We start from the raw sequence: 20,351 nt of genomic DNA on the forward strand, positions 1-20,351 counted from the left end.
TCACTCCAATCCTTAGCAATGTGACTAACCTTCCTGCTTATTGATCGCTATAGGCATTCAGTAAGTATTGGTTAATCGTCGCTTTAATCGCTTCCTGACGGCCTGACTTGTTGCGAACATCTTTTATACGTAACGCATGTTCTTCTAATGATTTGAAGTCAGCTTTACCTTCAACAATATCTTTACCGATACCTTCTTTAAAGCTTGCATATCGATCATCGATAATTTTTTCAAACACTTGATCTTCGATTAGTTGATGGGCCACTTTTAAGCCAACAGCAAAGTGGTCCATTCCTGCAATATGAGCATGAAATAAATCGTCTTGTTCAAATGAGCCACGACGTACTTTCGCATCAAAATTCAAGCCACCTGGCTGTAGTCCACCATTTTTCAAAATTTCATACATCGCTAGTGTTGTTGAATAAATGTCTGCTGGGAATTCGTCGGTATCCCATCCGAGTAAAGGATCACCTTGATTGGCATCAACCGATCCTAGCATGTTATTGATACGTGCATAGCGCAATTCATGTTCAAATGTATGCCCTGCCAATGTCGCATGATTTGCCTCAATATTAAATTTAAAGTGATCGGATAATCCATAGTTTAATAGAAATGCATGTGCCGATTGCGTATCAAAATCATATTGATGTGTCGTTGGCTCTTTTGGTTTTGGTTCAATTAAAAACTGTGCATCATGACCGATTTCTTTCGCATAATCAACTGCCATTTGGAAAAAGCGTCCAAGGTTATCTTGTTCAAGTTTCAAATCTGTGTTTAATAACGTTTCATATCCTTCACGGCCACCCCAGAATACATAGTTTTCTCCTCCGAGCTCTTTACCGATTTCCAATTGTTTTTTCACTTTAGCTGCAGCATAACTAAATGCATCTGCATTACTAGAGGATGCTGCGCCATGCACAAAACGCGGGTTCGTAAAATTATTTGCTGTATTCCACAGCAGTTTCACACCACTGTCATTCATATAGTCCTTCATCATCGTCACAATAGTGTCTAAATTTTGATTCGTCTCTCTAAGTGTATCTCCTTCTGGCGCAATATCCACGTCATGAAAACAAAAATAGTTCGCACCGATTTTGTCAAAAAATTCAAAAGCTGCTTCAACTCGGGCTTTCGCTCGATCCATCCCATCATATTTATCCCAATTTCGGATCGCTGTACCTGCACCAAACGGATCGGATAAATCCTCTGTAAACGTATGCCAATAAGCAACCCCAAAGCGAAGAATGTCTTCCATCGTTTGTCCATTGATTTTCTCATGTGGATTATAAAATTTAAAGGCAAATGGATTCGTTGACTTCGGCCCTTCATACTTTATCTTGTTAACGTTTTCAAACCATGTCATGGTATCTACCTCCATTTTAATTGAATGAATGATTCGATAACAGTATAGCAATTTTGGCTCAGTTTGTCTAGTCGATAAACAAAGTTGATAGAATTTCTTCGTATTCTATGATAAAATGATGAATATCTTAGTTAGTCATCCATTTGAATGGTTTGCTATATCATAGGAGTGTGTGATCATGAGTCAAACATGGAATCAATATGTCGTGAAGAAAGAAAATAAACAATTAGTTTTAGAAACCATTATACATCATGCACCGATTTCTAGAGCTAGTATTGCTAAAGTAACCGGTTTAAATAAAGGTACGGTTTCCTCTCTTGTAAATGAATTAATGGATGAACATTTAATTAATGAATCGGGCACTGGTGTATCGAGTGGTGGTAGACGACCTGTGATGTTACTTTTGCATGAAACAGCTGGTTTTACCATTTCCATTGATTTAGGTGTAAAGCATATACTCGGTGTCTTAACCGATTTAAGAGGCAATATACACGCAGAAGAAATAATTGCCATTGATAACACTGCATTCGATTTTATCAGTCAACAACTCATGAATTGTATTGATCGGTTAAAACAACAAGCCCCCACATCTGAATACGGAATTGTCGGCATTGGTGTCGGTGTACCTGGCGTAGTAACGACAGATGGACATATTCTTTTGGCGCCGAATTTAGGTTGGAAGCGAGTCTCATTACAACAAAAATTATATGACCATTACCAAGTACCCATTTTGATCGAAAATGAAGCAAATGCAGGTGCATACGGTGAAAAAGTGTTTGGCATTGGTCAAGCAACCAATCAATTAGTCTATATTAGTGCAAGCATCGGGATTGGTGTAGGTTTGCTATTAGATGGCCAGTTGTATAAAGGATTACGCGGATTCTCAGGTGAATTAGGCCATATGACGATTGAAAAAGACGGAGCCGCTTGCCGTTGTGGCAATAATGGGTGTTGGGAACTGTACGCTTCTGAAAAAGCTTTATTAGAAAAGGCTGAACAAGCTAGTTTAGGTACAGTAACATTAACCGATCTTGTTGAAAAAGCAAATCAAGGGGAAGACATAGCCATAAGACTCTTCAAGGAATTAGGTGATTATCTCGGAGTTGGTGTGACAAATACGATTCATATTTTTAACCCCGAACAAGTCGTACTTGGAAATTCTCTTATTCAAGCTGCTGACTTTATTCTACCAGCTATGAAAAAACGAATAGAAAAGAACACCATTGGCTTTAACAAAAATGATGTGAAATTGAATGTTGCACAGCTTGGTCAATATTCGACACTGTTAGGAATAGCTGCTTTTACGATTGAGAAATTCTTTTCTACAAGTGTCAACAACATGAGCCCTACAGAATAAGTTCTTGGTTTAATTAAGAGAAATCCCATCATTATAAGAAAAGATTTTACATAAGATGGATCGATTCTAAAACTGACCTAAAAAAGCAATGGCTGGGAACCCTTGCTAAAAGGAAGGCAAGATTCCTAGTCATTCGTTAACTGTAGATTTCCAGGTAAAAGCATATATCACATTATTTTTCATGCAAATAGCCTTTCCTCCTCCCACTGTTTGACTTATATATTCATTTTTAATGCAAACAGCTACTCCTATTTCCTCTGTTTGACTCAAATAACAGCGTCATAGAAGATACTACGAATTCAATATCATTTTAAATCACCTCTCATGAAAATAGGCATATGCTATAAACGAGGTGATTCAATGAGTTCAGAATATCAAACGTACCTAGAAAATTTAATACGATGGGGCGAATCAGTAAAGCATCAGATACAGCAAACGAGTATTCCTGAGCAACAACAAAATGATTGGATAGCTCAAATCAATAAGTGGCAAGAGAAGATTTATCAACTGATGGATAGTAGCACAGGCAACCAGCGTAACTTGATTGATTTACAGACAGAAGCGGAAGAACTATTGGATGACATGCAACGTGAATCCACTAGAAAGCCATCTTCTAACAGCGTTCCATATGGGAAGCACCGCCTGCCACCGCTACCTTATGCTTATAACGCATTAGAACCATATATTAGTGAACAAATCATGCGTCTACACCATAAAAAACATCACCAATCATATGTAGACGGATTAAACAAAGCTGAGACAGCATATACACTGGCCAAACGTTTGAGCAACCGTTGAAGCACTGGTTACGAGAACAAGCATTTCATGGTTCTGGCCATTATTTGCATACAATTTTTTGGTTTAATATGACACCAGATAGTCAAAAACGTCCATCTGGTGAAATTTTAAACCAAATTGAGACAGACTTTGGATCCTGGCAGTCATTCAAAACATTATTTACAGAAACAGCAAAATCCGTAGAAGGCGATGGTTGGGCCGTATTATTATGGTCACCGAGAAGTGGTAAGCTAGTGGTTCAATCATTCGAGAAACATCAACTTTTCCAATTAGCCGATACGATTCCGTTACTTGTGTTAGATGTGTGGGAACATGCCTACTATTTACAACATCAAAATGATCGGACAGCGTATATTAACAATTGGTGGAATGTAGTGAATTGGAAGAACGTGAATAATCGATTGAAACAAGCAAAAACCGTGAAATGGGATTTGTATTAACATCGGATCTCTCATCACTTACGCCAACCGTTGTAAGTGGTGAGATCTTTTCTCATGAAGATACTGTTGATTACGTATTTTCATATGAATAATCCCATAAAACTCTCCATTTCCCTTTTTCCTCGACAACATAAACCGGTTGCTGGATTTGTAATTTTCCGTATTTGCTGTCATAAATGTAGGTAACATAAACTTTATAAGCTTCAGCGAATGCTTCCATATCATGATTCATCTGCCAATTTTTATTTTTTTGTATCTCCCATTGATACCTCAAAAGTTGGAACGCCGAAGTGATCGAGAAAGACATGCGCACGGTCTTGCACATATGTACTTTTATCAAACTTATCTTGCATATAAGAATGAAACAGATCCCACGATTGAGCAAAATCTCCACTTTGCTCATACTGATAAAACTGTTCCACAACATTTCTTGCTTTCCTTTCAGAGGAGAAGAATTGAAATATAAAGAAGATCATCAAACTAACAATTATAACTCCTATGCCGATTTTCACTAGCATTCTGTATTTTCTCCATTTATACTTCATTCACCTCCCTCCTTCTTTTAAGTTGTTCATGAGGCTTACTCGCAAATATTGCATCCTTAAAAAACAATCATTTTTACATGTCTATTCCTTTTTTGTTTTAAATATTATGAAGTTTTTTATAAAATAGTACGATATACCTATTGCAAACGTTATCATAATATTATATACTGTAAACGGTTACAACATTAGTTGTATTGTTTGTACATATGCTGTTCATGTCTCATGTAGGGACGTGAATACATGTACAGTATTTTGATTCAAAATAGATTGTCCCCCTTTGCATCCTTATCGAATAAGGATGCCTTTTTTTATTATATTGGTTTTGTTGAATTTAATGTTTGATTCTTGTTGATTTGGATATTTTTAGAATCGTTCGAAGGAAAAGTTACGAGGATTGGAAATAGTTTTGGAATGTCATTAATGAACATGACAAGGCGTTTAAAGGGTTAGTGAACTGATAATGGATGACGTCACTTCATTTTTTTTCAACTTAAAAACTATGAAGTCAGCACATCTAAAGTCTTCTTCAAATGAAGGATATTTTTTTAGCATCTCAGTTGATGGCTTCGGTTCTATAATACCTTCTAATACAAAACCAGTTTTGATTAATGTGTTTATATAACTTGTTAATGTTCTATGGAAGAATAACATTTTTTCTTTATCACCTAAACCTTGTTCATACGCCCCTTCATAAAAATATTTATCTACATTCCAGTGCAACTTTTCACCACTCTCTGTTTTTTCCCAACCACATTCTGGAGTAACAAAACAAGGATGCAATATCGAAAATATAAAAGTGCCTTCATTTACTAATAACCGATACATTTCTTGAAATGCTTTTTCATAATTAGCAAGGTCTTGAATAACCATATTTGACACTATTAAATCAAAACTTTTATCTTCTAAATTAATCAAGTCCTCACAATTACCTTGTCTAAAATCAATTAATAAATCTTTTGGAGTTCTTCCTAAAGCAATTTCTATCATTCTTGGCGAATAATCCACTGCTGTCACAGTAGCACCAGACTTGGATAAAATTCTACTTAAATATCCTTCACCACAACCTGCATCTAAAACTTTTTTATTGTTCACATTTCCCATAAGTGAAAATAAAGTAGGATTTAAAAAGACTTCTTTATGGAGGTCTCCTTGTTCAGTATGATTTTGTGAATATTTATCTGCAAACGCATCCCATCTCTTAACTGCTTCTTCAGTACCTACATTTTGTTTCATTTTTAAATACCCCCAAACCATTTTCTTAAATTCCATACTTTTATTTCTATAACCTTCTAAAAGTATCCTGCTCCAATAGTTTATACGAGTACCTTTACCTTTCTTGAAGTAAAGCCACCCTTTAGCTGAATAAGCTTTGCCACCTATTTGACTTATTTTTAACCCTTAAATGAATAACATGGACTTCCTTTTACATCCGTTTTAATTCTAAAAAGCCCTCCCGAAAAAGGGTAATTATTTAGCTGTTCTTCACTTAATCCCGTCCTTGCCGTGGTTATATACAATTCACTTAAATCTTTTCCTCCAAATATACACGATGTTACATTCAATGCAGGGACTTCTATGGTGGTTATTTGTTTTCCTGTTTCAGGATTCCATCTAGATACTTTTGAGCCACCCCAATGGGCAATCCACAACATTCCTTCTTCATCAATAGTCATTCCATCAGGCATTCCTTGTCCTACTGAGAAGCTGATAATATCAATAGGATTTTCAATATCCCCTGTAACAATATTATAATTAAATCTACAAACCTTTTTAGTTAAAGTATCTATGTAATACATAAACTTATTATCTGGGGACCAGGTAATCCCATTTGATATTCCGACCTTATTTAACTTCTTTTTCACTTTGAAATTTGTATCTAAGCAATAAAGAGCACCTTGCTCTTTAGCATAAGATTTATCCATTGTACCCGCCCAAAAACGTCCATAAGCATCGCATGTACCGTCATTGAATCGATTATTTGTCAAATGGCTCTCTGGTTCATCTATGGGGGAAACTTTTTCCGTGTCATATTTTAAAAAATAAAAACCGTTTTCCAATGCCAATACAGCTTCGTCTGAACTTCTGGGAACAATAACTCCAACATATTGTTCTAACTGAATTAGACGGTTTTCATTTGTAACTGGATTAAAAATGTATATCTTTTTTTCTAAAATATCTACCCAATACAATAAATGTTTTACATTATCCCAACACGGACCTTCTCCTAGTGTCGCTTTTACATCTAGAACCAATTCCAATTCTCCTACCAAACCAAACACCTCGTTCGATTTAACTTAAATATACTTAGATCTGCAATAATAAGACAAAATCCTTGTTCCACATTCCTGCCCTTTAACATATAAGAGCTGCCAAAACGACAACTCCTTATTCAATATTCGCACCCCGTTAGTTTAATAGTCCAAATTTTATTTGTAGCATAATAAGTATTATGAATAGCGAAAATAGGAAGTCACTCCACCCATAAAGTAACCTATAATAGCTATTAATAAAATGTCCCCGCCATTAGAAAAGAATGCTATATTTTGAATCTTAGATGGGTCTATAAAATCATTTACAAATGGCAACAAGTTCATTAATCGAATAAAGGCATATAGCATTATTACTTGCCAACTTGTAAGTGCTGCATCTTTAAGAATTCTCTTTTGACGCTCGTCTTTCTTTAATGAATCATCACCCGACAACCTTTTTGTTGAAATTATTGCCGCAAACACTATTAATCCAGCAATAATAACTAAAATAATATTCATATCATCATCCTCTTTTCTTTTCTTTTTTTTGATATTTGAACACTGAGTCAACCTTAGTTTCCAAAGCATCAGCAATTCCAAATGCTAATTCTAAACTTGGGTCATATTTGTTATTTTCAATAGCATTAATGGTTTGTCTGCTTACACTACACATTAAAGCCAATTTTCCTTGAGAAATACCTCGTACTTCTCTTAATTGTTTTATATTATTTTTCAATATTTAATCACCCCCCTCCTATGTGTCAAAAACCTTTTACACTTATTATAATAAGAAAAACCAACCTTGATGTCAAACACTTTTTACACATTGGCTGGTTTTGTATATTGAATTATTTAATTATTCTGCTTCTTTACTTTAATAAGCAATAGAAACTGCCAAATCGACAACTCCTTGTTCAGCTAAAACCACCCTATAGTTGAACAATTATCATAATAAAATGCGAATAGTTTGGGGAACATTAGATTGAGGTGATTATATGCAGAAAGAAGATTTAAAACTCACATCTGCTGAGATAGGAACATTATGGGGTGAATATGTAAATGGAACAGCCGTTGATATTGTTAATAAATATATGCTATCCATTATAGAAGATGAGAAGATAAAACTGCTGTTCGAAGATGCAATCATGATATTTGATAAACAGAAAAGTCAAATAAGACATTTTATTGAAAATGAAGATTTTCCAGTACCAGTTGGCTTTACTGAATCAGACCTTAACAAAGGAACCAAAAGGTTATTTTCCGATATCTTTTGTTTGCACTATTTACATATTATGACTCTGCATGGATTACTAGGGCATTCAACATCTCTTAGTTCTTCTGTAAGGAAGGACTTGAGGTATTTTTATGATTCATGTAGTAGTGACGGGATGAATATGTATCATCGAACAACTGAACTACTACTCGAAAAAGGACATCTTCAAAGAGATCCGTACTTTTACCCAGAAAAGAATCCTGAATTTGTTTCAGGACAGCAATTTATAAATGGTTTTTTTGGAGATAAGCGTTCTTTAGCATCAACAGAAATTATTGCCTTATCACTTAATTTGAAAAAGAAAATAATGGAAAAAATCTCTTTCCATTGGATTTAGTCAAGTAACACAATCAAAAGAGGTTAGAAAATTTTTAGAAAGCACACAGAACACTTCCGACCAGCAAATTCAATCACTAAGTAAAATACTTAAAGGAGATAATTTGCCTGTTCCCATGTCTTGGGAATCCGAGGTTACAACTTCCCAAGATTCCCCTTTTTCAGATAAGTTAATGTTGTATCACATTGGATTCTTGTTACAATCATCCCAATCATATCACGGTGCAGGTCTCGCATCTGCCATGAGAACAGACCTCGTGACGACTTATGAAAAAATAATACTAAAGAATTTAATGATTACAAAAGAGTGGTTCAATTTAATGACCAAAAATAAATGGTTAGAACAACCACCACTTGCTCCAAACAGAAAAGACCTTGCAAAAGATAAAAAGAACTAAAATGCCCTTAAAGCAAGGGCATTTTTTATAAATTCCTATTTCACTCTACCTCTCCTTTAGTTGAACAAGCACTAATGTTTATATCGAAAATCAAAGATAAGCTAAGTGTATCATATGTTTCTATGTTTTATATGAAATTCTCATTAATCATCAAGTCATTCGTAATCGAATATTAGATGATATGCAAAAACGCACGCTATGATTTTCGTAGCGTGCGTTTTTCTAAGTTACTGAGCTTCAATAGTATTTCCATATTGTTGATTGTTTCCTTTTTTCTGAAGGATGCGTTTTTTCAAAAATGGTAGTACATAACGGTCAAAACCAAAACGTCCCGCATTATAACCAGCTACGAGTAAGAAAATCGTCAACAAAACCATCTGAGCATTGGTGCTGATCGTGCCACTAAACAAGAAGGCGAAGTTCATCGTAATTCCCATTAAGGCTGCAAAATTGGTGAATAAACCTAGAATTAAAGCAATCCCAACTAGGAGTTCACCCCACATGACGAGGAATGTAAAAACATCTGCTCCAGGTAATGCAACATGTTCTAAAAAGGTTGCCCACCATCCTTGAACGGCGGGATGCTCTCCGCCAGCTTTAGCGATACTTCCTTGAATAAATCCTTCTGCACTAAATGTGCCGCCTGTGATTTTTCCCCATCCAGAAGTCACCCATTGAAAACCTAGATAAACGCGAATAATTGCTAACAAACCTGCTACATAAACATTTTTTCGTAAAAACTCTACAAACATGTACAACACACCCCTTTTGCTCAATATTTCACATTTACTGATGTGAATATTTATCTTTATTACAATTACATCATATCATATATTAATCATTTACGTTTTTAATTGTTCAATATTTCACAAACAGTTCAAAACTTTATGACGGAATTGTGACAACGATAGTCGTATACTTTGCCATGTCTGCACCACTCGTATTTTTCATCCAAAAAAAAAGCAACCCTTATGTTGCTCCTTTTTATTAGCTATTCATTGGTTATACCTGAACCTAACTCATCTTCGTTACTTGAATCTGTTTGGTCTGACTGAACCGAGTCACCAATTTGTTCATCATTATTTGCACCTGTGTCGTCCCCTGTATTATTTGTTTCATCTTGTGAACTGTCACTTTCAGTATTCTCATCATTTGTTTCTCCCGTTGAACTATCACTAGTTTCACCTGTTGAGTCATCATTTCCACCAGGAGTTTTATCTGTTTCCTCTGTTGAATCATCACTTTCATTACCAGATCCACCAGTTCCTTCTGTTGAGTCTTTATCACTATCAGGAGAATCACCTGTTGGTTCACCATTTTTACTACCGGATTCATCGGGGTCTTCTACTGGTTCATCACTTCCGCTATCGGATTCACTCGCTCCGTTTGACTCTTCAGTTGAACCTGAACTACTTCCCGTCGAATCATCAGTTTGTCCGCTTGAAGATTGTGTTACATCAGTCGTTGTCGTTTCATTTTCAGCCCACTGATCATTGGAGACCGTTGATTCTTGATCATCTGTAGAAATTTCTTCTATTTCATCATCTTCGCTTACAAACAGATCTGAATCTAGTTGATCGGAATAATTGGCTACTTCAATCTGCTTATGTACATGATCATAACTAACAAATTCTTTTATACTATTATTATTAAATACAGTGTTCCCATCTAAGTAACTTTTTCCTATCCATAACCCTGCAAAGATAACAGTTATACCTAGTGCTACTGTGATATAAAATGGAATTGAATGATGATTACGTGCCAGAATTATCACCCCATAGAATCATATATCTAACTAACTAACAAACTACCATTGATATGATACATTGTAAATGATAACATCACGAATCATCATAATAGGTTCAATAAAGATATTATTTAAATCTCGAACTGCACAGTAATTAAGATAATCTTTGTCACCAAGCCATGCAAAAGAGTGCATCGATTACGATACACCCCGTGCTTTACACATATTTTGCATAACTTCGTTTGATTTCATCTAAGACTTGATGAGGATCACTGTCCCATAAGGATTGATTAATAATTTCTACTTCAATAGGACCGTCATACCCGGCTTGCTCTACTGCTTGTCGTATTTTATGAAGTTCAATGACGCCTTCCCCCATCATCGCACGCCCTTTAAACATATCTGGCATAGGTACTTTCCAGTCAGAGACATGATAACCAAGTATATGCTCACCAGCGCGTTCAATTTCAGCATATAATTGAGGATCCCACCAGACATGATAAACGTCAACAATCACTCCTACTTCATCAGATGAATAATTTTTGGCAATGGTGTTTGCTTGATCAAGTGTATTAATGACCGACCGATCAGCGGCAAACATTGGATGTAATGGTTCAATCGCTAACTTCACCCCATGATCTTTCGCATATGGGACCAACTGATCAATCGCATCAGCTACTTGTTTTCGTCCTGTTTCAATATCGCGATCTGCACTCGGACCACACACTAACACTAACGTATCTGCGCCTAATTCAGCCGCTTCTTCAATCGCACGTTTATTATCATCAATTCGTTCTGCTCGCTCCTTAGCTGTAGTTGCTGGAAACATCCCACCACGACAAATACTCGAAACGTGCATATTCGCATCTTGAATCAAGCGCCTAGCTTTCTTCAATCCAACTTCTGCGATTTTGTGACGCCATATAGAAATCCAAGGAATTTCATGACGAAGACAGCCATTAACTGCTTCTTTTAAACTCCACTGTTCAGTCGTAATTTGATTCAAACTTAGTCGCTGCATGAATGATTCATTGGTCATCTTAACGCCTCCTGATGAATACCTGCTAATTCAAGAGAAAGACGCATTCTTTCGGTCGCTTGTTCAGGATCTCGTAACAATCCCGCTTGATCAGCCATAACAAATAAATCGGATAAATGGACGATCGAACGCGCTCCCTCTTTTCCACCAAGCATGCGAAAATGATCTTGATGACCATTTAGATATGCCATAAAAACGACACCCGTTTTATAAGAAAACGTAGGTTGTTGGAAAATATGTCGAGATAATGGGACTGTTTTCTCCAGTAATCGATCATAAGCTTTGATATCACCTTTATCTAATGCGTGCAAAGCCGACGCAGCTGCTGGTGCAATTGCATCAAAAATACCTAGTAATGCGTGACTATATCCCTTTTCATCGCCTTTAATTAATGAGGGAAAATTAAAATCATCCCCTGTATACATACGAACACTTTCTGGTAAAAGACGACGCATTTTGATCTCTTTTTGATCGTCTAAAAGTGAAATTTTAATGCCATCGATTTTCGATTCATTTTCTCGAATGATATTTAGGCAAACTTCCATCGCTTGGTCGACATCTTGATATCCCCAGTAGCCGCGAAGTGCTGGATCAAACATATCGCCTAGCCAGTGAATAATGACTGGTTGTTTAACTTTTTTCAACAGCTTATGATATACGCGATGGTAATCTTCTGGCCCTTGAGCGCAAGCAGCAAGAGCTCGACTGGCCATCATAATCATCTTGCTACCTTGAGCCTCGACAAAAGACATTTGCTCTTCATAAGCCCGCTCCACATCTTCAATGCTAACTGTATCAGAAGGATTCAAATGATCGGTCCCGATACCACAAGCAATCTCACCTCCAACCGCTTTTGCTTCTTTCACAGAACGAGAAATTAATTCTTTCGCACCATCCCAATTCAAACCCATTCCACGTTGTGCCGTGTCCATCGCTTCTGCCACCGAAAATCCCAGTGACCAAAGGTAATGACGGTATTGCATCGTTTGCTCCCAATCAATTTGCCCATCAAGGGTTGGATCGTTATCCGCCATAGCATCCGCAACGACATGCGCTGCCGAATAGGCGACTCTTTTTGTGAAAGGTTGATTTGTCGGCATTTCAAAAGGCTGATCGTTTCGTGGTTCGTACGTATAAAGTGACCGCTCTTGACTTGGTAAGATCAACTTTCGCATGATTGAACCTCCCTAGATAATAATTTCCGGTACATCAATCCATCTTCTTTCTTCCCAAGATTTCAAACCGAGGTCAGATAATTGGGTTCCTTTGGCTCCTTCTAACAAATCCCATGGGAATGCTTCATCAGTCACTACATGCTTTAGAAATAGTTCCCACTGTACTTTGAAACCATTATCGAATGTTTGGTTATCCGGAACATCTTGCCATTGTGCTTGGAAATCAAATGGATTTTCTATATCTGGATTCCACGTCGGCTTTGGTGTATTGACTCGATGTTGCACTTTACAATTACGCAGACCAGCTACTGCACTTCCTTCAGTACCGTCTACTTGAATCGTAAGTAAATCATCGCGATTCACTCGCACAGCCCACGATGAATTTGCCTGTACAATGACGCCATTGTCCAACTCGAATGTGCCATAAGCGGCATCATCAGCTGTCGCTTGATATTTATTTCCGTTTTCATCCATTCGCCAAGGAATATGTGTGGCACCTAAACAAGAAACCGCCTTAACATGACCAAATAAATGGTCGATCACATATCGCCAATGGGCAAACATATCAACAATGATGCCACCCCCATCTTCCTTGCGATAATTCCAAGATGGTCGCTGTGCTTCTTGCCAATCCCCTTCAAACACCCAATAGCCAAATTCCATGCGTACGGAAAGCATGCGGCCGAAAAAGCCAGCATTAATTAATCGTTTTAATTTTAATAAACCAGGTAAAAACAATTTATCTTGTACGACACCATTTTTGACACCTGCGTTTTTTGCTAATGTGGCAAGTTCAATTGATTCCTCCAAATTTGTTGCTGTCGGTTTTTCACAATAAATATGCTTTCCTTTAGCAATTGCCTGTTTGATACTTTCTGCTCGCCGAACCGTCGTTTGCGCATCAAAATAAATCGTATTGTATGAATCATCGAGTGCTTCATCTAAATCCGTCGTCCACCGGTTGATTTGATGTTCATTTGCAAGTGCTTGTAATTTCTTTTGATTTCGTCCGACTAAAATAGGATCAGGCATAATCGTATCTTCGTTTTTTAATTTCACGCCACCTTGATTGCGTATGGCAACAATCGAACGAATTAAATGTTGATTTGTCCCCATTCGCCCTGTTACACCATTCATAATAATGCCAATGTTATGTTGAGCCATGTCTTTATCTCCTTTCCTTCATCTTATCGTTACTATAACGAAAGAAAGAGAGATGATCTTATAAATCTAAGAACTTTTTATAACAATCGGAAATGAAATCATCACAGACATCCTTATCACAAACGATTGATTCTGTTTATCACTGACTACGTTCATTCGTTCGGTATTTATGTGGTGAAAGATGTACAACATTTTTAAATGCACGATAAAAAGTGGAAATCGACTCAAAACCGACTTCAAAACAAATGGAAGCGATATCCATATCGGTTTCAACAAGCATTTTTTTCGCTAGATTGATGCGTACTTCGTTTAAATACTGCATGGGTGTCTGATGAAAAGATTCCTTAAATATCGTATTCATCCTTCTCGTGCTAATTCCTAATCGCGCAGCCAAGTCTTCAGCGTGCGTCCATTCAAAATAATGTGTATCGATATATTGTTTTAGGCGTTCGGCTCGCAAACGATTCGCATCAATCATTTGTGGTTGTTCTTCTACTCTAGCAATTTGTAACAGCAGTTCAGATAGATAAATATGCATAGCCACCTGCTTGAATTCACTACGCTGTTTTTGTTCATATAGCATCGTTCGCAATAATTGTCGGATGGTGCGACTGTCAAATGGATTTAATTGTAACCATTTGGTTTCTTGAAAATACTGATTCAACAGGTGAGTCATCGATGTGGAGTCTTGAGGTTGAATGTCAAAAGCCAATACTAATACAGTTAATTTCTCTTCAGAAAAAACCGCATGACGTGTTTGTGGCGGAATACAGGTTAAGGCATCTTTTTCAAAACGGTAGTTTACTTGATTGATATGGACTGAACCTTTTCCTTCTAGTGCATAAAGTAATTGATAAACAGCATGATAATGTGGTTGGACTCGATCGCCTGATTGATGTTTACTCTCATATAAACGAATACCGTCTCGACCTAAACGGATGGTTTTCAACATAATGGTCAACTCCAAAAAGGTTTTGTCATGTTTTACATTGAAATCTAGTAAGATATGGTATATTGTTTTATCAAACGGTTGTATCTATTATTATACTTGTTTTTAATTTTCGAACGCAAAATCTCTACGAAAGAACAAGATATTAAGATGAGAGGAGTAACGTTATGAATCAACAAGTATCTGTCGTATTGGTCGGTATTGCTGGATATGGGCAAATGTATGTAAAAGAAATTTTAGATAAACAAAATGTAAACGCATTCGTCAAAGGCGTTGTCGATGTTACACCAGAAAAATCTACATACTATTCATTGATTCAACAACGGCAAATCCCGATTTATGCATCACTTGAAGAATTCTATCAACATCACGAGGCTGATCTAGCTATCTTGTCAACACCAATACATTTGCATAAGCGGCAAGCCTGTTTAGCAATGGAAAACGGGAGTCATGTTCTTTGTGAGAAACCAGCGACAGCAAATACGGAAGATGTAAAGAAAATGCAAGAAACGCGAGATCGTACAGGTAAATTTTTAGCGATCGGATTTAACTGGTCGTTCACAGATGCCGTTCAGTCGCTTAAACAAGACATATTACGTGGCGCGTTTGGTCAAGCCAAACGGATGAAAAGTGTAGTCCTTTGGCCACGAAATCAAGCTTATTTTCAACGGTCTTCTTGGGCAGGGAAACAATATAGTCCTACTGGTGAAGCGATCTTTGATAGTGTAGCCAATAATGCTACCGCTCATTTTTTACACCATTTGCTATATGTCAATGGTGGCCGCATGGACACAAGTGCGACGATCAAAACCGTCACGGCTGAACTATATCGTGCAAATCCGATTGAAACATTTGATACTTGCGCCGTTCGACTACAAACGGAAAATGACATTGAAATTCTATATTATGCGTCTCATGCAGTACCAGAGAACCATGCGCCTCAATATCAACTAGAATTTGAAGAAGCAATGATTGACTATAATCCGAATGAGCACGGTAGAAATATTACCGTAAGATGGAATGATGGCTCAATTACTGAATATCCAGATCCCGAACAGGATCATACGGCGAAACTTCATGTCTGTATTCAAGCGATTCGCGAAAATCATCAAGACATTCTTTGTGGCATTGAGGCAGGCGCTCAACATGTGAAGGCCATTGACGCCATGCACAAGTCCGTCCCTTCTATTCCTACATTTCCGGAAAATTGGATGGCTTATGATGAACAGAACCAACTCATTACTGTCGATGATTTAGCTGATACGTTAAAGGAATGCTACCTGAAAGCATGTTTACCACATGAATTGAATGTGGAGTGGTCGCAACCAGGAAATAGGATTCAACTTTAAACGTGAGGTGACCATCAGTAGGGATAATCGCTCCTTACTGATGGTTTTCATTGGATTTTATTCTCAACTTTTTGAGTTTTATTCTCAACTTCGCGATATTTATTCTCAACTTTCGAGCTTTTATTCTCAACTATTATGAAATGAGCTTACTCGCTCTTCCGTTAACACATCGGCGAGGGATTGAAACAAATAAAAAGAGGACATCGAACCTGGATCAACATGTCCAAGTGTTTGTTCTTTTAATGAAGCAGCCTTGCCTTTGGTCGCGATCATTTCTCTCGTATCTTCAATCGTTGCTTGACACACTTCCGTAATTTCTTGCCAATCGATTTCCGTTTCTTCTTCTAAATAAGCCGCAACTTGTATCCAGACGTCTACTAACGTTTTTTCTCCAAACGTTGCATGACCATATGATTGAAGACCTTCTACCGCTTGATCAATCGCTTCCTTAAATGCTTGTTTCGTGACTGGTTTTCCTTCTAAGGCAACAGACATTTTTAAAAATGCCGTACCATATAAAGAGCCAGATGTGCCTCCGACTTTTCCCTTTAATGTCATTGCAGCGCTTTTCAAAACATCGGATGCGCTTTCATAAGAAGTTTCATTCATTTTGTTTACGACTTCTTGAAAACCACTGACCATGTTCATGCCATGATCCCCATCACCAACTGCTTGATCTAATCCAGTTAATTGGTCGTAATTATCTTTCAATTGACGATACGTTTCCTTCATCCAATCGATCGTTTGGTTTACTGTTAATACTGTCATACGCTACCCCTTTTTTTTATCTTAGTTTTACCAATTTGACCTTTTCCTTCATCTTATCACACACTAGCCTATTTGAATATTCGATTGTACATCTTCACTCATTACCATTATAACAACATCATCCAACTTATAAACCACATAAAAAACACCTCAACATGTGGCTTATCCCGAAGTTGAGGTGTTCAAGTACATTATTCTTCTATGATCGGATGTACCGCTTCGTACAAATATTGTTCTAATTCATTCCTATACATATCCAGTTGTTCATCCGACCATTTTAGCGCGTCTTTCATATATTGAAGTACGGGTTCTTTTTCTTGTTTTACCCAATCAATCGCAAAAAAGAGGGCACCCGTTCGACGAATAAAAAAGTCGACTGGCTTATAACAAGCTTCATAATCAATTGCATAACGTAACATCGCTTCTGTTAATGGCTCTACATCTGATGCTGATTCCAGTGCTTCTTGGTAATAGGAATAAACGTTAACTACATTTGACCCATATCTACGCGTCACTTGTTCTGCCTCTATTTTTGTTAAACCGAGTTCTACACCATGCTGGACTTCTTTTTCAAAAAATTGCTGAAATCCTTTTGAACCACCTACATCACCACCAGAGATTGGCGTATGTTTCGTATCACTCGGATAAAGCACTTTACGTTCTGCCTGCACCATTTTATCAACGACGAATTCCATAACGTCTTGAGCCATTTTTCGATATCCAGTCAGTTTACCGCCTGCCATTGATAGTAAACCAGATGGCGACTCAAATATTTCATCTTTTCGAGAAATTTCAGAAGGATCCTTGCCTTCTTCATGAATCAATGGTCGAAGCCCTGACCAACTTGATTCCACATCCTCTGCTCCGATATCTAAGGATGGAAACATATAATCAATAGCACGAAGGACGTAATCGCGATCACTCGTCGTCATGGTTGGACGTGAAATATCTCCTTCATAAACCGTATCTGTTGTCCCTACATAAGTTTTACCTTCTCGCGGAATAGCAAATACCATTCGTCCATCAGGTGTATCAAAATAAATCGCTTGTTCAAGCGGAAAACGGTCATGGTTGAATACTAAATGAATGCCTTTGGTTAATTGCAACGTTTTTCCCCGCTTCGAATGATCAATGTCACGAATCGTATCCACCCATGGCCCAGTCGCATTAATGACATATTTACCATAAATGTCATGACGTTCACCAGTGATTTCATCATCAACACACACACCACAAACAGTGCCATGTTTATACACTAAATTGGACACTTTCGCATAATTTATCGCTAGCGCACCTTTTTCGACCGCTTTTTTCATCACTTCCATAGTTAAGCGCGCATCATCAGTTTTATACTCAACGTAATACCCCGCACCTTTTAACCCTTCCTTCTTTAATAAAGGTTCACGGTTGATCGCCTCATCTTTCGAAAATATTTGCCTTCGTTCTGATTTCTTTACCCCTGCTAAAAAGTCATAGGCTCGCAGACCAATATTTGTTGTCAGCGGACCGAATGTGCCGTCTTGGTAAAATGGTAGCATCATCCATTCTGGCGTAGTAACATGAGGGCCATTTTCATAAACAATTTCACGTTCTTTCCCGACTTCTGCCACCATTTTTACTTCAAATTGTTTTAAATAACGTAAGCCACCATGTACGAGTTTAGTTGACCGGCTTGATGTTCCTGCAGCAAAGTCTTGCATTTCTAGTACGACGACGCGTAAGCCACGTAATGCAGCGTCTAATGCAATCCCTGCTCCGGTAATACCACCGCCGATAACAATTACATCCGCTGTTTCACTTTTTATCTGTTGATAGGTATTTTGTCGTTGTCTACTTGAAAAACTCATAGATTTCGCCCCTTTGCATCCGATATCTTGTTGAAATGGTTAACGTTTTTGTTTCATTATTTAAATGTGCGCGCAGCTTCGACTGCTTTTTTCCACCCTTGATACAATTGATGTCTCGTTGCATCATCCATCGCACTTGTAAAGCGTTGATCGACTTGCCATTGTTGGCGGATTTCATCACGATCTTGCCAATAACCAACGGCTAATCCAGCCAGATAAGCAGACCCAAGTGCCGTTGTTTCGATCACTTCTGGGCGCTCAACTGGCACTTCAAGCAAGTCACTTTGGAATTGCATTAAGAAATTATTCGCTACGGCACCTCCATCAACGCGCAAAGATTTCACTTCAATCGACGAATCTTCTATCATCGCATTTAGTACGTCTTTTGTTTGATAAGCAATCGATTCTAAAGTGGCACGTACCACATGATCTTTCGTTGTACCTCGAGTTAAGCCAAACATCGCCCCGCGTACATCACTATCCCAGTATGGAGTTCCTAAACCAACAAATGCCGGCACAAGATAAACGCCATCTGAGGACTCAACTCGGGTAGCATAATGCTCAGTTTCTTCAGCGTTTTGGAACATGTGGAGACCGTCACGTAACCATTGCACAGCAGACCCAGCTACAAAGATACTTCCTTCTAACGCATATTCGACTTTTCCATCGATACCACATGCAAGAGTTGTCAATAAACCATGATCCGAACGTACAGGTGACTCACCAGTATGCATCAACATAAAGCAGCCTGTACCATACGTATTTTTCACCATTCCTTCTTCAAAGCATGCTTGCCCAAATAACGCTGCTTGCTGATCACCTGCAGCACCTGCAATCGGTACATTCTCACCGAGGAAATGATAATCAACCGTTTCACCATACACCTCAGATGATGAACGAACCTCTGGTAACATACTTTTTGGTACACCTAATATATCGAGCAATTCATCATCCCATTTTAAATCATAAATATTATACATCAGTGTACGCGAAGCATTTGAATAATCGGTCACATGGACTTTACCACCAGTTAATTTATAAATGAGCCATGTATCAATGGTACCGAATAATAGCTTGCCTTGTTCTGCTTTTTCTCTTGCACCTTCCACATGATCCAATATCCATTTCACTTTCGTTCCAGAAAAATAAGCATCAATTAAAAGGCCGGTTTTACTTCTGAATAAGTCTTGATACCCTGCTTCACGTAATTCACGACAAATATCATCCGTTTGTCTCGATTGCCAAACGACGGCTTTATAAATCGGTTTTCCTGTATCTTTGTCCCAAACCACTGCTGTTTCACGTTGATTTGTAATGCCGATGCCGGCAATTTGTGATGGTTCAACGTCGGCTTTTCGTAACGCTTCGGCAATACAACTTAAAACAGATGTCCAGATTTCATTTGCATCATGTTCGACCCAACCTGGTTGTGGAAAAAACTGTTCAAATTCTTGTTGCGCAACTTCCACAATCTCTCCTTTTTTATTGAAAATGATTGCTCTTGAACTTGTTGTCCCTTGATCAATGGATAAAATATACGTTTCCATAATGTTT

The 20,351-nt window shown here is 37.7% G+C and carries 19 protein-coding genes and 1 pseudogene; 5 read left to right on the forward strand and 15 right to left on the reverse strand.

Translation table 11 applies throughout. The features are described 5' to 3' along the window. Window positions 1-37: 37 nt before the first annotated feature. Window positions 38-1,363 (reverse strand): xylose isomerase, encoded by a 1,326-nt coding sequence (gene xylA / locus J416_RS03050; protein ID WP_003464511.1) that lies wholly within the window; start codon window positions 1,361-1,363, stop codon window positions 38-40. Window positions 1,364-1,541: 178 nt separating this feature from the next. Here xylA and J416_RS03055 point away from each other — a divergent pair, with 178 nt between their 5' ends. The 3 genes from J416_RS03055 (at window position 1,542) to J416_RS16130 (ending at window position 3,958) form a co-directional block, all read left to right on the forward strand. Next, the gene (locus tag J416_RS03055) at window positions 1,542-2,720 is read left to right on the forward strand and encodes an ROK family transcriptional regulator (RefSeq protein ID WP_003464513.1); all 1,179 of its coding nucleotides are present in this window, start codon (window positions 1,542-1,544) and stop codon (window positions 2,718-2,720) included. Window positions 2,721-3,080: 360 nt separating this feature from the next. Continuing rightward, window positions 3,081-3,518: a superoxide dismutase gene (locus J416_RS16125; protein WP_003464516.1), complete on the forward strand. Its 438-nt coding sequence runs from the start codon at window positions 3,081-3,083 to the stop codon at window positions 3,516-3,518. Then, window positions 3,515-3,958, forward strand: coding sequence for a superoxide dismutase (locus J416_RS16130; RefSeq protein WP_003464518.1), 444 nt, complete (start codon window positions 3,515-3,517; stop codon window positions 3,956-3,958). The genes J416_RS16125 and J416_RS16130 overlap by 4 nt, the downstream gene beginning before the upstream one ends. Before the next feature lie 242 nt (window positions 3,959-4,200). On the opposite strand, the gene J416_RS15010 is transcribed toward J416_RS16130, so the two are convergent. The 5 genes from J416_RS15010 to J416_RS03085 all read right to left on the reverse strand — a co-directional run bounded on the left by J416_RS15010 (window position 4,201) and on the right by J416_RS03085 (window position 7,488). Continuing rightward, on the reverse strand, window positions 4,201-4,503 hold the full coding sequence (locus J416_RS15010; RefSeq protein ID WP_003464521.1) for a hypothetical protein: 303 nt from the start codon (window positions 4,501-4,503) through the stop codon (window positions 4,201-4,203). Between the two features lie 438 nt (window positions 4,504-4,941). Continuing rightward, window positions 4,942-5,736 (reverse strand): class I SAM-dependent methyltransferase, encoded by a 795-nt coding sequence (locus J416_RS03070; RefSeq protein WP_003464524.1) that lies wholly within the window; start codon window positions 5,734-5,736, stop codon window positions 4,942-4,944. A 158-nt stretch (window positions 5,737-5,894) separates the two neighbouring features. Continuing rightward, window positions 5,895-6,773 (reverse strand): SMP-30/gluconolactonase/LRE family protein, encoded by an 879-nt coding sequence (locus J416_RS03075; RefSeq protein WP_040512771.1) that lies wholly within the window; start codon window positions 6,771-6,773, stop codon window positions 5,895-5,897. 177 nt (window positions 6,774-6,950) lie between these two features. Beyond that, entirely contained in the window at window positions 6,951-7,271 is a 321-nt protein-coding gene (locus tag J416_RS03080) for a hypothetical protein (protein ID WP_003464529.1), read from the reverse strand. A 4-nt stretch (window positions 7,272-7,275) separates the two neighbouring features. Next, window positions 7,276-7,488: a helix-turn-helix transcriptional regulator gene (locus J416_RS03085; protein ID WP_003464531.1), complete on the reverse strand. Its 213-nt coding sequence runs from the start codon at window positions 7,486-7,488 to the stop codon at window positions 7,276-7,278. 259 nt (window positions 7,489-7,747) lie between these two features. On the opposite strand from J416_RS03085, the pseudogene J416_RS03090 reads away from it, so the two are divergent. Beyond that, window positions 7,748-8,759: pseudogene (locus J416_RS03090) on the forward strand (DUF3231 family protein). Window positions 8,760-8,986: 227 nt separating this feature from the next. On the opposite strand, the gene J416_RS03095 reads toward J416_RS03090, so the two are convergent. The 6 genes from J416_RS03095 to J416_RS03120 form a co-directional block, all read right to left on the reverse strand. Then, complete coding sequence (locus tag J416_RS03095) at window positions 8,987-9,511, reverse strand: DoxX family protein (RefSeq protein ID WP_003464533.1); 525 nt, start codon at window positions 9,509-9,511, stop codon at window positions 8,987-8,989. A 239-nt stretch (window positions 9,512-9,750) separates the two neighbouring features. Continuing rightward, a complete protein-coding gene (locus J416_RS03100; protein ID WP_003464535.1) occupies window positions 9,751-10,533 on the reverse strand; it encodes a prolipoprotein diacylglyceryl transferase in 783 nt (260 codons plus the stop codon). 190 nt (window positions 10,534-10,723) lie between these two features. Further along, window positions 10,724-11,545, reverse strand: a complete 822-nt coding sequence (locus tag J416_RS03105) for a sugar phosphate isomerase/epimerase family protein (protein WP_003464538.1) — start codon at window positions 11,543-11,545, stop codon at window positions 10,724-10,726. Next, on the reverse strand, window positions 11,542-12,720 hold the full coding sequence (locus J416_RS03110) for a dihydrodipicolinate synthase family protein (RefSeq protein ID WP_003464542.1): 1,179 nt from the start codon (window positions 12,718-12,720) through the stop codon (window positions 11,542-11,544). The genes J416_RS03105 and J416_RS03110 overlap by 4 nt, the downstream gene beginning before the upstream one ends. A gap of 12 nt (window positions 12,721-12,732) precedes the next feature. Then, a complete protein-coding gene (locus J416_RS03115) occupies window positions 12,733-13,884 on the reverse strand; it encodes a Gfo/Idh/MocA family protein (RefSeq protein ID WP_003464545.1) in 1,152 nt (383 codons plus the stop codon). Window positions 13,885-14,023: 139 nt separating this feature from the next. After that, window positions 14,024-14,836, reverse strand: a complete 813-nt coding sequence (locus J416_RS03120; RefSeq protein WP_003464549.1) for a helix-turn-helix domain-containing protein — start codon at window positions 14,834-14,836, stop codon at window positions 14,024-14,026. Window positions 14,837-15,000: 164 nt separating this feature from the next. Here J416_RS03120 and J416_RS03125 point away from each other — a divergent pair, with 164 nt between their 5' ends. Next, window positions 15,001-16,182 carry a Gfo/Idh/MocA family protein gene (locus J416_RS03125; protein WP_003464551.1) on the forward strand — a complete coding sequence of 394 codons (1,182 nt, stop codon included), beginning with the start codon at window positions 15,001-15,003 and terminating at the stop codon, window positions 16,180-16,182. A 126-nt stretch (window positions 16,183-16,308) separates the two neighbouring features. Here J416_RS03125 and dhaL read toward each other — a convergent pair whose 3' ends face one another. The 3 genes from dhaL to glpK form a co-directional block, all read right to left on the reverse strand. Further along, window positions 16,309-16,950: a dihydroxyacetone kinase subunit DhaL gene (dhaL, locus tag J416_RS03130; RefSeq protein WP_003464554.1), complete on the reverse strand. Its 642-nt coding sequence runs from the start codon at window positions 16,948-16,950 to the stop codon at window positions 16,309-16,311. 191 nt (window positions 16,951-17,141) lie between these two features. Next, window positions 17,142-18,797, reverse strand: a complete 1,656-nt coding sequence (locus J416_RS03135; RefSeq protein ID WP_003464562.1) for a glycerol-3-phosphate dehydrogenase/oxidase — start codon at window positions 18,795-18,797, stop codon at window positions 17,142-17,144. Between the two features lie 56 nt (window positions 18,798-18,853). After that, window positions 18,854-20,344, reverse strand: a complete 1,491-nt coding sequence (gene glpK / locus J416_RS03140) for a glycerol kinase GlpK (RefSeq protein ID WP_003464564.1) — start codon at window positions 20,342-20,344, stop codon at window positions 18,854-18,856. Window positions 20,345-20,351: the final 7 nt, after the last annotated feature.

The sequence above is a fragment of the Gracilibacillus halophilus YIM-C55.5 genome (assembly GCF_000359605.1).
Lineage (GTDB): Bacteria > Bacillota > Bacilli > Bacillales > Amphibacillaceae > Gracilibacillus > Gracilibacillus halophilus.

What these genes read in the sequence shown, in the direction of transcription:
- J416_RS03080 (WP_003464529.1), bottom strand. Translation starts at nt 7,271, where the DNA reads ATGAATATTATTTTAGTTATTATTGCTGGATTAATAGTGTTTGCGGCA.
- J416_RS03120 (WP_003464549.1), bottom strand. Translation starts at nt 14,836, where the DNA reads ATGTTGAAAACCATCCGTTTAGGTCGAGACGGTATTCGTTTATATGAG.
- J416_RS03055 (WP_003464513.1), top strand. Translation starts at nt 1,542, where the DNA reads ATGAGTCAAACATGGAATCAATATGTCGTGAAGAAAGAAAATAAACAA.
- J416_RS16125 (WP_003464516.1), top strand. Translation starts at nt 3,081, where the DNA reads ATGAGTTCAGAATATCAAACGTACCTAGAAAATTTAATACGATGGGGC.
- J416_RS03125 (WP_003464551.1), top strand. Translation starts at nt 15,001, where the DNA reads ATGAATCAACAAGTATCTGTCGTATTGGTCGGTATTGCTGGATATGGG.
- J416_RS03135 (WP_003464562.1), bottom strand. Translation starts at nt 18,797, where the DNA reads ATGAGTTTTTCAAGTAGACAACGACAAAATACCTATCAACAGATAAAA.
- xylA (WP_003464511.1), bottom strand. Translation starts at nt 1,363, where the DNA reads ATGACATGGTTTGAAAACGTTAACAAGATAAAGTATGAAGGGCCGAAG.
- dhaL (WP_003464554.1), bottom strand. Translation starts at nt 16,950, where the DNA reads ATGACAGTATTAACAGTAAACCAAACGATCGATTGGATGAAGGAAACG.
- J416_RS03095 (WP_003464533.1), bottom strand. Translation starts at nt 9,511, where the DNA reads ATGTTTGTAGAGTTTTTACGAAAAAATGTTTATGTAGCAGGTTTGTTA.
- J416_RS15010 (WP_003464521.1), bottom strand. Translation starts at nt 4,503, where the DNA reads ATGAAGTATAAATGGAGAAAATACAGAATGCTAGTGAAAATCGGCATA.
- J416_RS03070 (WP_003464524.1), bottom strand. Translation starts at nt 5,736, where the DNA reads ATGAAACAAAATGTAGGTACTGAAGAAGCAGTTAAGAGATGGGATGCG.
- J416_RS03110 (WP_003464542.1), bottom strand. Translation starts at nt 12,720, where the DNA reads ATGCGAAAGTTGATCTTACCAAGTCAAGAGCGGTCACTTTATACGTAC.
- J416_RS03105 (WP_003464538.1), bottom strand. Translation starts at nt 11,545, where the DNA reads ATGACCAATGAATCATTCATGCAGCGACTAAGTTTGAATCAAATTACG.
- J416_RS03115 (WP_003464545.1), bottom strand. Translation starts at nt 13,884, where the DNA reads ATGGCTCAACATAACATTGGCATTATTATGAATGGTGTAACAGGGCGA.
- glpK (WP_003464564.1), bottom strand. Translation starts at nt 20,344, where the DNA reads ATGGAAACGTATATTTTATCCATTGATCAAGGGACAACAAGTTCAAGA.